Below are 12,018 nucleotides of genomic sequence, written 5' to 3'. Positions count from 1 at the left end.
ACGGCCGATGTCGTCTCAGCCTATGTCTCCAACAATCCGGTCCCGGTGGGGGATCTCCCTGCCCTGATCGGCCAAGTGCACGCGGCGCTGAAAGGCACGGCCGCAGGCGTCACCGCACAAAAGCCGGTTGCGCTTATGCCTGCTGTCCCAATCAGGAAGTCGGTGACACCGGACTACATCATCTCCCTTGAGGACGGGAAGAAATTCAAATCGCTAAAGCGCCATTTGTCGATCCACCATGGCCTGACGCCGGATGAATATCGCGCCAAATGGGGCCTGCCGGCAGATTATCCTATGGTCGCGCCGAATTATGCTGCCGCGCGCTCGGCATTGGCCAAGACGATGGGACTCGGCCGCAAACCGAAAGAGCCGGAAACGCCGGCGCCGACGAACCGGACCCGCAAGAAGGTCGCAGCTTGATTTCAGCGTTCGAGGTTCGTTCTGGAGCGCGCAGCTGCCGTCGGCATCTGCGCAGAATACGAGAAGGCGGGGACAGCCGCCTTCAACTGCAAACATTCTTGTCTCACAAGAAGCGCGTCCGCTTGCAGCAATCTGCTGCGCCGAGCCCTATTCTCGCCCGCTCTTGTCGAGCGGCCGTCAGTACATCCGGACTTGCCGCGTACTTCCGGCTCTTGCCGGGGGGCAGGAGAAAAATCAGCCAGCTTTGCTGAGGCTGCCAGCGGAGGATTTGCCAGTGCGGCGGTCCTGCTCGATCTCATAGTTGATCTTCTGGCCGTCAGCGAGGGTCGAGAGGCCCGCGCGTTCGACAGCGGAAATGTGGACGAAAACGTCCTGACCACCATTGTCGGGCTGGATAAATCCAAACCCCTTGGTGCTGTTGAACCACTTCACGGTTCCAGTTGCCATATGCGTATTCCTTGTAAAGTTTGCAAACGTTCTGGTTCGGCGATCATACCGGGCCGGTTCATAGTATAACGCAGCAAATGCGAAAGACCGCAAGGCCCGGAGCGACACGCCGTGGTAGGCGCATCGTGGAGCCAGTGGACTGGCCGCGACCAAGCGGCAGTCGCAAAGGCAGACGAAACTTAACGCACCACGCGGTGAACCTTGCAATGAGGAGTCGGGGGCCGGCACCTCGTACGATCGCCATCGTCAAGAGGAGTCGAAGCATTAATTACTCCGGCCAGTGCGGATGCGATCGATCATGCGAGCGTTTTGCTGGATCAGTTCAAAGGTGAGTCAGGAACAACCGCCAAGCGATCGACGACTTCCTGCTTGATCTGATGACCCTGGTGGTTGTTGTAGAAAACACCCGCAAGAGGCTCTACAATCTGGCAGGCGCGCGTGAGATTGACCAGGATCAGGCTTGTTCTAGGCTGATTAGAGCGCCCACTCTCGCGAAGAAGGCGGGCCGATCTGATCATCGACAAAATCGAGCGCAGCAAAGCTGACCTATGGGTGATCGCTGCTGCGATTCCTCATGCGCCACCCAGCGTCTGGATCAACGACAACGAGGGCTGCGGAACAAGCCTCGTCAGCGCCGCCTGTTGCGACTTCTCAACCCACTCTAAGGGTTGATCGGTGGAGGAAAGCCGATGCGATGTGCACCAAGTGCAGCTTTGGGATTGCCGAGCGCTTGCGAGTGCAATCTGTGTCCGGCCACCCATGACATCCGGCATGCGGACCATCAGCAGCATAATCAGTCGCAGGTGACCGATTCAAAAAATGCGTTGGACGGGTCGATTTACTCGGGAACATGCGAGTATGGAAAAGGTGGCGGCCATCCTCATTGCATTTTGAATATTCTGCGGCTTCGCGATGGGCCTACTAAAGGCGACTGCGTGGGCGATATGGTCATTATGGCGGTCATGCTGACGGCAAGACAACAGATCGGGAGCCTGGGCCTAGCCTAGGCTCCGGCGGTGAGCCGCTTTAGTCGTGGCTTGGCCGATAGCAACGTCTTCGAAAATGGTTGGAAAATGCATGGGGGCGGGTGGACGAAAGCGTGCGATGGGCCTAGCAGGCTGTTGAAGAAGTCTGACGTATTGCCTTGAGGATGGCCTCGTCGCCGTTGTGGTAGGCGAATGTGATCTCGATCGAGCCGTCGTCGAGCAATTCGGCATAGCCATCGCCTGTGACTTCATCCATCTCGTCACACCCGGCCCATGTGAAGTGAACTATCGAGGGGCTGTAGCTCAGATCGAGACCGGCTTGCAGGGCGCCAATGGCGATCTCGCCGTTGTTGTCGGGTCCGATGGCGATGGTTGCGGGTCCACCGAGGTTCAGGTAACCGCGATCCCACAGATCGGCTTCGATGATCCGCCAGCGGCCGATCAGTTGGCAGCCTGCGGGCACGGTCATTTCGACGCCGCCAAGAGCTTGGGCAGCCGCACCAGATTGTAGGCGGCGGCCGCGAAGGTGAAGGCCCACCCAACGCGGTCGCGGCCGCGCAATTTGGTCTTCGCCTGCCCAGCGACGGTTTTGATCCAGCCGAACGCCTCTTCGATGCGCTTTCTGATGCGCTGGCTGACGGCATAGCCACCGTGGCGCGTGGTGCGGCGATCGATCGCCGAACGACGGCCGTTCGTGTTCTGCGCTACGTGGGGTGTCACCTTCATCGAGCGCAACTCGTTGACGAAGTCCTCAGCGTCGTAGGCCTTATCGGCGCCGAGCGTGATCGCCTGCGGCCGGTCGGCGCGAGGTTCGATCATATGCAGGGCCGCCACTCGCTCGGCATGCCCGTCGGCCAGCGTCAGACAGGCATCGACTAGCAGGCCATGGCGGTTCTCCATCAGCCCATGTCCCATGAAGCACAACCTAGCCTCCTTGCCCCGCCCTTTGCGGTAGAGCCTGGCGTCGGGGTCGGTGGTCGAGGCGTGCGTCTCGTTCGATCGCCTCTCGCCGTGGAAGTCCGCTTCCGCGTTACGCCCGCCGTCCTGAGCCGGCGGCTCGCCTGAGCTATCTTCGCCCGAACCGTCCTTCGGCTTGACGCTCTTCATCGGCGCCCAGGCCTCGATCAGCGTGCCGTCGACCGAGAAGTGATCCGTAGACAGAAGCTTCTTCACCTTGGGTTGCGCCAGAACGGCCCCCATGAACTTCGCCGCGATGTCGCCCTCAAGCAGCCGGTCACGGTTTTTGGAGAACACCGAATGGTCCCAGGCCGCATCGTCGACGCCGATGCCGACAAACCAGCGGAACAGGAGGTCGTATTCCAGCCGCTCCATCGACAGCCGTTCCGAGCGGATCGAATAGAACGCCTGCAAAAGCATTGCCCTGAGCAGCTTCTCCGGCGGGATCGATGGCCGTCCGATCGGCGAATACAGCGCCGCGAACTCACGCTCCAGCGCCGATAGCGCCTCGTTCACAATCGCCCGAATGCGGCGCACCGGATGATCGCGCCGCACCCGGACCTCAAGGTCCACGTAGCTGAAAAGTTCGCCAGTTCGATCGTCGCCGCCGCGCACTCGTCACCTCCGAATCCCTTCGGAGCCAGTGAATCATTGCTGCGGTCCGGTGGCGAGGGCCTTTTTCAACAGATGGGGTGATTGGGGTCTCGCCCGAGCCAAATTGAGGGCGGCTGCTCCTGTCGAGATGTGAGAACGTGGTCGATGTAGATCGCCACAAACATCAGGAGGAGCAGCCATGAAGTATTTTGCCGGACTTGACGTGTCTTTGGAAGAGACCGCGATCTGTGTCGTCGACGAGAGCGGCCGGATCGTGAAGGAAGGGCGGGCGGCGAGTGAGCCGAGGGCGCTTTATGAAGCCTTGCGGAAAATCGATCTGCCGCTGGAGCGCATCGGGCTCGAAGCCTGTTCGCTGACAGCCTGGCTTTATGACGGTATTCGCGCCGAAGGATTGCCGGCGATCTGCATCGAGACCCGGCAGGCCAACGCGGCGATGAAAACGATGCCGAACAAAACCGATCGCAACGACGCCCGCGCCTTGGCGCAGATCATGCGCACCGGCTGGTATCGGCAGGTGCATGTGAAGAGCCAGCAGTGTCGGCTCTGGCGATCCCTCCTCGTTGCGCGACGCACGGTCCTCAATAAATGCGGACGATCGAAAATGTCGTCAGGGCGATTCTGCGGGAGGCCGGCATCAAGCTCGGCACTCCAGGCCGCGCAGCTTTCGCCCATCGCGTGCGCGAACTGATTGGCGCAGATACGGTCATCATGGCGCTTGTCGAGCCGCTTCTGGCGATCGTGGCAACGATGTTGCGCGAGTGCGGGCGACTGACAAAGCAGGTCTTCAATATCGCCCGCAAGGAGCAAGTCTGCCGGCGCCTCATGTCCGTGCCCGGTGTGGGACCCATCACCGCGCTCGCCTTTCGTGCCACGGTCGATCAGCCGGACCGCTTTCGCCGATCGAGGGATGTCGGAGCGCATTTGGGTCTGGCCCCGGCACGCTATCAATCTGGCGAGACGGACATTCAGGGCAAGGTAAGCCGATGCGGTGACGAGCTCGCCCGCACGCCCTCTATGAGGCGGCTCATTCGCTGCTTGTGCTCAGCAAGAAATGGTCGAGCCTCAGAGCGTGGGGTATGAACGTCGCCAAGCGGCGCGGTATGGCCCGAGCCCGAGTTGCTGTTGCTCGCAAGCTCGCTGTCATCCTGCATCGCATGTGGAGCGATGCGACAGAATTCCGCTTCGGCAAGGCATCCGGCTCCGTATCGGCCATGAAATAGGCACAACGGACCAACGAAGGAGGAGTTGCTTCCGCCCGAAAGGGCGTGAGCCGGATCGTTCCCGTGGGGACGGGCAAGGCGATCTCGTTAGCAGGCACGATCCTGGGACGAACTCTCCTAAGGTCGTTCAACAGATTGAGACGCCTCGCTCTACTGACCCCATCATGCGGCGGCCTAACCCCGACCGCGAAGAGAAGCGAGTGACCCGCGGGGCGACATGGTCCGGAAAATTATCAGGAGGAGCTTGACCTCAACGACCCCAATCAGAGAAGCCTGCTAGAGCGTCCCAATGGCTGGCCTCGTCTGCGAACAGCTTGGTGCCGGCCAGCATGCGCGCGCGGGCGATCTCAACGCCCTCGGCTTCGCGATGGCGGATGAACGTCAAGGTACGGCCGGCGCGCTCGCGCAGGGCGATGACGACGCGACGACGGTCTGACTGATGTTCCTTCATGCGACGGTCCTTGCGGTCCTCTACGCGGTTCTCAGGGCGCACGACGCCTCCGAAAAATGCACCGTCTATTTCGACTTCGCCTTCAAGCGTTTCGTTCTTGGTTTCAGCCGACAGGGCTTCGCGCAGCTTGTGGCCAAGCACGAAGGCAGTCTTGTACTGAACGTCCAGATCGCGGGAGAACTGGACAGCCCACATGCCCTTTGCGCCGTTGACGAACAGGCAGATCGCGGCCAACAGATCGACAAATGCCAGCTTGCGCGAAGCGAAGATCGTACCGGACGTGACGGAGAACTGCGCACCGCAGGCGGCGCACTTGAACTTGCGACGGGTCGGAATGTCGTAGTGGTCCAGGCATCCGCATTTCGGACAAACAGGCTCACCTTGTGTCGAAGCCCAGCGAAGGACCTTGAACGTGTCGTAAGCCTTTTCCTCGCCACCCTTGTAAATTTCTTTGAGGGAGAGCGAGCGGCTTTCGGCGGAAAGTAGGAAGTGCTGGGGCATTGTCATCATATCCGGTGATTTTGTTCACCGTATATGACGGCTTGCACCGCCAAATGCAGGGGTTTATATCACCGGATATGATGGTATTTTTTGAGGCGGCACATGGCACGGAAGGACGACCCGGCAACCGTCGAGTATGAGACGAAGGCCAAGAACCTGTTGAAGGCGGAATTGAAGCGAAAGGGGGTCACCTATGCCCAACTCGCCGAAAAGCTGTCAGCCATCGGTGTTCATGAGACCGAGCGCAATTTGAACAACAAAATCAGTCGAGGCGGGTTTACGGCAGCGTTTTTTTTGCAGGCCCTTTCCGTCATAGGTTGCTCCTCTATAATTTTGGAGTAGTATATTTCCAGCATGATGCTGGGGGGTCGCCTACATTTAGGCGAATTCATGTGATGGGCTGTGGCCATGTCTGACGAAGTTTACCGCGCAAAAATAGATCGGCTGATCCGAGAGATGAGCGGTGAGGTTGTTCTGAATGGCTCACACATCCACGCTTCTATCATCATAGAGCGTATGTTCGCTCGGGCGTCCTCGTGCATTCGAATCCTCAGCAGAACCTTCGACCCCCGAATTTACGGGGCGCCGGACACCGTAGCTCACGCGAACCTCTTCCTGGGCCTGCCAAACCGCAAAGCTGAGGTTCTGATCGAGGAGCCGCATAATCTGGATACCAGCAACCACCCGTTTTTTCACAGTTTGGTAGGTCATCCAAACTTGCAAATCCGGGTTGTACCACAGCACCTTAGGGCGCCAATCCAGATGAATTTTTCGATCATGGACAACAAAGGACTTCGTTTTGAGAAGGACAACACTGAAACAGCGGCAATAGCGCTGTTCGGCGAATCTCCTTTAACCAATGACCTGATCCGCCTCTTTGATCGTGTTTGGCAGACCAGTGCTCCAATGAACCTTCGCGCCGCGACTGTCGCGGCGTAGGCAAAGACCATTTTGGGTGAGCCGGCGTCCTGTGTGTCTATGTTGCCCCAGCTGGAGCCCGTTCTCGGGGCGGCGCTGGGGCTAAACCTTGCATATCTCAATCTTGCGGTATTTGCCTACATCACTCGTATTAGCGACAGCGTCAGCGAGTCGCTTGCAGCGGTGGAGGCCAGCGCAACTGACGCTGTAAAGGATACTATCTGGTATGGACAGCTAAGAGCCATTGCAGACGTAAAGACGATTGATAAAAATCGTATCCTGATTCCCGAAACACGATGGATAAATACCCCACCTAGTGTGTGGGGCATATTGTTCAACGTGTTTTTCTTCTGGAGGCTTGGAAAGCTTCTATCAATTGTTTTAACTGTATTTGTTGCGTTTATGTTAATCCTTGGAACGGCCCACAGTGCTGGGATCATTGGATGGTTTCTTTGCAAAGATGCCAATTCCATCAGCTTCTACTTCTTACTCTCAGTCTTGGCATTTGTATGGCCTATGTTGATGGCTTGGGCGGGCGCGTGGGTGCAACTCGCAGCGCGAAGGTTTCTGCGATACCAAGTCACGTCTCTTGGTAAGGCAGCACTTATGGAAGCCGCAGCCACCACTGCGGCGGCATCCAAGGCGGTCGACGCTGCCACGGGCACGGTTACTACCGTACAGCCCGCTGCGTAATTTCTCGCTTGGTGCGTTTGCTACATAAGACCGGGCTTTTGTCGGGGGCGGTGGACTCCGCCAGGGGAGAAATGACACCCAAAGCCGGATGGCTGAAGCGACGGTCGCCCCGCGTTCCGCACAGTGACGAAGGTAACGGTACGGCTCTTCGGCAGATGGCGCATCCTCATGGTAGCGTCTGGCCGTTCCCTCTGATGCTTCGGCCTCCCACACCTATCCGAACAGGCCCGATCCTGGAGGGTCCTCGAAGTGGGCATGAGGGCGATAGGCCGCGTGGTTCGGGTACCAAGCGTAGGCGCGGTATTGGGCTGGAAATTGGCGACGCGCGACGAAGAAGTCCGAGATCAACTCGTGCAATGGCAATTCCTAACACGGTGGACGTGTTGGAGCAGCCTCATCCTCCTAGTCAGGAACGTCATCAAGGTTATAGGATTGATGCGCGGCGAACCCTCGAAACTCAGGATCATGTTGACATCGCTGTTCGACAGAGCCGACTTCGCGCAAGGAAGCCACATCGTTTCGGAATTGCTTATCTCAGGGTCTATCGTCGGCCTAGTCAAACCCTTGGCGCGGCGAGGAAGCGGCGGTCGTCGGCGTGATGCATGACGGGAGTCGGCGGCGCCTCACCATAGGCGAAATGCAGGAACCAAAGGAAAGGACCACCTGCATGGAATTGCGAACCGCGTCCTCGGCGTCTGAGCCGCGACCCTTGCCAAGGATCATTCAACCCGCGACGTAGAGCTTCAAGCCAGCCTTGGACATGCGAACCGCGCTACCATCGTTGCAGAGGAGCCGTCCACCAGATGGTTCCATTTGTAGTCCGCGCCTTTGGTCGACATAGCGGACTGGCTCTGGCCACCGGCAAGGTTGAAGAGTGTTCCGTTGTTGCAGTCGTACTTGGCCTACGTGAACCAGATGCCTGAGCACGCGGTCGCGTTTCAGGGTTGATCTACTCGTAAAAAGGAATTGTCTTAGGCGGAAGGCCGCACTTAATACCACTATCCTATTGGCGCCCCATCGGGTTCCCGGATTGAGCAAGTCCGGATCACTATTTTATGCCGCTGCCAGCGTTGTGTCCGCCATGTGCACGCGCGCTGCCGCTGCCAGCAGGTCGGTCTGGGTGATCAGCCCAATAATGCGTCGCTCGGCATCGACGATGACCACGGCATGGCTGCGGCCGTCGGTGAGCACCGGCAGCAGGCTCATCGCCGGCGTATCGGGAGAGGCGGTGCCAGCCTTCGACATCACAGCCCTCACCGCGTCGGTCGCCTTCGTCAGCTCGCGCAGGCCAACTACACCGACCAGCCCGCCGTCGGCGTCGGTCACCGGCAGCGTCCGGATGTTGTGATCGAGCAGCAAATGACGCGCCTGGTCGGCAGGCGCATGTTCATCGACCGAAATCACATCGCGCGACATGATGTCCTCGCACAGCAGGGTCCGGTGGGAGCGCACCATCGCCTGCAACTCGACCTGCCGTAGCAGCCGCTCAAGATCGTTGCGGTCGATATCGAAGGTTTCCTCCAGCGCGCCGAGCGCGGCATCGATATCCTCGGGCTGGAAGCCGACCCGCTCCCGCGCCGGCGGATCGATGGTTCCATGCGCGCTTTTAAGGGCGGGAGCCGCCACATGCGGATAGTTGCGCCGCGACAGTTTATGGATGCCGTAGCCGAGTGCAACCAGCACGATCGAGTTCAGCGCTACCGGAACGAAGGGAAACAGCAAGCCCGAGCTGAAGACGGCCGGTCCGCCGAACACCGCAGTTAAGGCGGCGGCGCCACCCGGCGGATGCAGGCAGCGCGTGAACGACATGGCGGCGATCGCCAGCGCCACCGCAATGCCGGTAGCAAGGACGGGTTCATGCACGAAATGCGCCACGATCACCCCGACCAGCGCCGAAATCGTATTGCCACCGATAATCGACCAAGGTTGCGCCAGCGGGCTTGAAGGCACGGCAAAGAGCAGCACGGCCGATGCTCCCATTGGAGCAACCAGCAGTGCGACATGTGGGCCAGACCCGTTCGCCAGCGCACTGATCACGCCAGTCAATGCGATGCCGATCATGGCCCCGATGCAGGCGAGCAGCCGCTCGCGCAGCGTTGCACCCGCAAGGATCGGAACAAAGAGACGAAACGCCATGGCATACCCTTGGACGAGTGGTCGGAACTCCGCGCTCCGCAATGCAGGCAAAGCCACAGATTTGGAAGTTAAGCCAATTCGGAAAGCCGGCTCACGGGGGAATACTTTTGCGCGAAACGGCCATTGCCAAATGGGTGCAGACATTTTGATCAGCCAGAGGAGGCGGACGGCACGCTGATCCGCTCGAGCGCAGCTAGAGGCCAAGGGCTGTCGTGCCGCGGGCAGCCGGAAATGGGGATGGTCGGAGGTCGAGCTGGGATGGACACTAAGGAATTCAGAGGCTTCGAAAAGCGTGCTGACAATGTCGGCATGGCAAGACAAATCAGGCCCTTGTCGCTCCACTTCCGAGGCGAACTCCAGCGGAGTACGGCTTCTACGCGGTGCTTGGTCTGCCTGTCCTTGCCACCATCGGATTCGTTGGCTGCTGAAACGTCCACCTGTAGCCGCTGAGAAGACGACTGCCGCCAGTGCCGTCGTGGAACCGCCATATGACGGCGGCTTGGTTACAGAGCCGGCTCGTGTCGATCGGGCGGGGGAGCCTGATGTGACGTACATGGTCCAGAAAGTGGCCAATGAAGGTGCTGGCATCGTCAACGTGATCAGGTCACGTAATAGCGTAATACAACCGCGACCACGAGCCTCTCAGGCGTTCGATGAGGCGAGAAAATCCGATCACCAGACCACGCGCGATTCCGCCACACTGCCACACACGAAACCGATCAGGTCACGTTCCAGGCTCACCAGAAGATTGGAGCCGAGGCCACCTCGGCTGAACTCTGCCATGCCGCGGGCCGCCACCTCTTCCAGCCGCGGTAGAAAACGTGGGTCAGCAGCGCCGGCATGGGCGAGCAACTCCCAAATCGCGAGCAGCGCCATCAGCACCGCAAGCGGCCGCAGATGTCGGCCGATGAAGCGGAAGGCCGGCGGTGCGATGGAAGCGCCGCGACAGCCTATCCCGACCTGCAATCGTGATCAGGCTGATCGTGGGGTCTCCGGACGCCAGCGTTACAGATAGTTTTCGGCAAACGTGAGCAGGCCGTGGACCACCAATCCGGTCAGGCCGACCACGATCATGGCCGAAAAGACGAGTTCCAATTGAAAGAGCTGACGACCATAGGCCATCAGGTATCGGAGCCCTTCGAACGATGCGATGAGTTCTACCGCAACCAGGGTCTGCCAGCCGCTGGCAAGGCCTTCTCGCAGCCCTGCAGAGATCGACGGCGGGCGAGAGGCAGCACGATCATCGTGAGTTTCGACCAGCGGCTGAACGAAAGGACACGGCCAGACCCCCCTCACGACGACGCCGTTGCGCTTCGCTAACCCTTCGCCGCCATCAGGCTGGGTAGAGGACTTGCACGTCTAAAGCTGTCGATCATGCTCGGCACACACGAAAAGGGCGGCATCGCTGCCGCCCTTTCCGTAAGCTTGCGAGATTGGCTGGATTAGAAATCCATACCGCCCATGCCGCCCATGCCACCGCCGGGCATACCAGCCGGCATGCCGCCGCCAGCCGACTCCTTCTTCGGAGCCTCCGCGATCATGGCTTCCGTGGTGACCAGCAGGCCGGCGACCGAGGCCGCATCCTGCAGAGCCGTGCGCACAACCTTGACCGGATCGACGATACCCATGGCGATCATGTCGCCATATTCGCCGGTCTGGGCGTTGTAGCCGAAGGTCGCGCCCTTGTTCTCGAGGATCTTGCCGGCGACGATCGATGCTTCCGCACCGGCGTTGGCCGCGATCTGACGGGCCGGAGCCTGCAGCGCGCGACGCACGATGCTGATGCCCGCGGTCTGGTCGGAGTTGGCGCCGGTGACGGTGATGGCCAGCGAAGCGCGCAGCAGGGCGACGCCGCCGCCGGGAACGATGCCTTCTTCGACGGCCGCACGGGTCGCGTTGAGGGCGTCATCGACGCGGTCCTTCTTTTCCTTGACTTCGATCTCGGTCGCACCGCCGACGCGGATGACGGCAACGCCGCCTGCCAGCTTGGCGAGACGTTCCTGCAGCTTCTCCTTGTCGTAGTCCGAGGTGGTCTCCTCGATCTGCTGCTTGATCTGGGCGACGCGGCCCTGGATCTCTTCCTTCTTGCCGGCGCCGTCAACGATGGTGGTGTTCTCCTTGGAGATCGACACCTTCTTGGCGCGGCCGAGCATGTTGAGGCCGACATTCTCGAGCTTGATGCCGAGGTCTTCGGAAATGACCTGGCCACCGGTGAGGATAGCGATGTCTTCCAGCATGGCCTTGCGGCGATCACCGAAGCCCGGCGCCTTGACGGCAGCGATCTTCAGGCCGCCACGCAGCTTGTTGACGACCAGCGTGGCCAGGGCCTCGCCTTCGACGTCTTCCGAGATGATGACCAGCGGCTTCGAGGTCTGCACGACAGCCTCGAGGATCGGCAGCATGGCCTGCAGGTTGGAGAGCTTCTTCTCGTGGAGCAGGATGTAGGCGTCTTCCAGATCCGCAACCATCTTTTCGGCGTTGGTGACGAAGTAGGGCGAGAGATAGCCGCGGTCGAACTGCATGCCTTCAACGACTTCAAGCTCGGTCTCGGCGGTCTTTGCTTCCTCGACCGTGATGACGCCCTCATTGCCGACCTTCTGCATCGCTTCCGCGATCATCGAGCCGACCGACACGTCGCCATTGCCGGCGATGGTGCCGACCTGGGCAACCTCTT

11 protein-coding genes and 2 pseudogenes are annotated in these 12,018 nt (G+C 59.9%); 5 read left to right on the top strand and 8 right to left on the bottom strand.

What is annotated here, in order from left to right:
• On the top strand, positions 1 to 420 hold a 420-nt coding region (locus NKI47_RS33775), incomplete at its 5' end, for a Ros/MucR family transcriptional regulator (protein WP_352595912.1).
• Between the two features lie 234 nt (positions 421 to 654).
• Here the strand turns inward: NKI47_RS33775 and NKI47_RS33770 are convergent.
• The 3 genes from NKI47_RS33770 to NKI47_RS33760 form a co-directional block, all read right to left on the bottom strand.
• Positions 655 to 867, bottom strand: a complete 213-nt coding sequence (locus tag NKI47_RS33770) for a cold-shock protein (protein WP_023749661.1) — start codon at positions 865 to 867, stop codon at positions 655 to 657.
• A gap of 1,110 nt (positions 868 to 1,977) precedes the next feature.
• Positions 1,978 to 2,322 (bottom strand): hypothetical protein, encoded by a 345-nt coding sequence (locus NKI47_RS33765; RefSeq protein WP_352595909.1) that lies wholly within the window; start codon positions 2,320 to 2,322, stop codon positions 1,978 to 1,980.
• Entirely contained in the window at positions 2,319 to 3,425 is a 1,107-nt protein-coding gene (locus tag NKI47_RS33760) for an IS5 family transposase (protein ID WP_352595906.1), read from the bottom strand. The genes NKI47_RS33765 and NKI47_RS33760 overlap by 4 nt, the downstream gene beginning before the upstream one ends.
• A gap of 178 nt (positions 3,426 to 3,603) precedes the next feature.
• On the opposite strand from NKI47_RS33760, the pseudogene NKI47_RS33755 reads away from it, so the two are divergent.
• A pseudogene (locus NKI47_RS33755) lies at positions 3,604 to 4,645 on the top strand (IS110 family RNA-guided transposase).
• 277 nt (positions 4,646 to 4,922) lie between these two features.
• On the opposite strand, the pseudogene NKI47_RS33750 reads toward NKI47_RS33755, so the two are convergent.
• Positions 4,923 to 5,597, bottom strand: a pseudogene (locus tag NKI47_RS33750) (IS1595 family transposase); the annotation flags it as partial.
• Between the two features lie 102 nt (positions 5,598 to 5,699).
• Here NKI47_RS33750 and NKI47_RS33745 point away from each other — a divergent pair.
• From NKI47_RS33745 to NKI47_RS33735, 3 genes are all read left to right on the top strand, one after another.
• Positions 5,700 to 5,939: a DUF6471 domain-containing protein gene (locus NKI47_RS33745; RefSeq protein WP_352593212.1), complete on the top strand. Its 240-nt coding sequence runs from the start codon at positions 5,700 to 5,702 to the stop codon at positions 5,937 to 5,939.
• A gap of 66 nt (positions 5,940 to 6,005) precedes the next feature.
• Positions 6,006 to 6,536 (top strand): DUF7931 domain-containing protein, encoded by a 531-nt coding sequence (locus NKI47_RS33740; RefSeq protein ID WP_352595903.1) that lies wholly within the window; start codon positions 6,006 to 6,008, stop codon positions 6,534 to 6,536.
• 33 nt (positions 6,537 to 6,569) lie between these two features.
• Complete coding sequence (locus tag NKI47_RS33735) at positions 6,570 to 7,208, top strand: hypothetical protein (RefSeq protein WP_352595900.1); 639 nt, start codon at positions 6,570 to 6,572, stop codon at positions 7,206 to 7,208.
• 1,053 nt (positions 7,209 to 8,261) lie between these two features.
• On the opposite strand, the gene NKI47_RS33730 is transcribed toward NKI47_RS33735, so the two are convergent.
• From NKI47_RS33730 to groL, 4 genes are all read right to left on the bottom strand, one after another.
• Positions 8,262 to 9,344: an HPP family protein gene (locus tag NKI47_RS33730; protein ID WP_352595898.1), complete on the bottom strand. Its 1,083-nt coding sequence runs from the start codon at positions 9,342 to 9,344 to the stop codon at positions 8,262 to 8,264.
• Positions 9,345 to 10,016: 672 nt separating this feature from the next.
• Positions 10,017 to 10,310, bottom strand: a complete 294-nt coding sequence (locus NKI47_RS33725) for an ABC transporter permease family protein (RefSeq protein WP_352595896.1) — start codon at positions 10,308 to 10,310, stop codon at positions 10,017 to 10,019.
• A 39-nt stretch (positions 10,311 to 10,349) separates the two neighbouring features.
• Positions 10,350 to 10,640: an ABC transporter permease family protein gene (locus NKI47_RS33720; RefSeq protein WP_352595894.1), complete on the bottom strand. Its 291-nt coding sequence runs from the start codon at positions 10,638 to 10,640 to the stop codon at positions 10,350 to 10,352.
• Positions 10,641 to 10,786: 146 nt separating this feature from the next.
• Positions 10,787 to 12,018: chaperonin GroEL (gene groL / locus NKI47_RS33715; protein WP_352595892.1), on the bottom strand; the 1,232-nt coding region annotated here is incomplete at its 5' end.

Source organism: Mesorhizobium sp. M0633 (genome assembly GCF_040320645.1).
Lineage (GTDB): Bacteria > Pseudomonadota > Alphaproteobacteria > Rhizobiales > Rhizobiaceae > Mesorhizobium.
The sequence above is the reverse complement of the archived record's forward strand: the minus strand, read 5'-3'. Positions and strand labels throughout refer to the sequence as shown.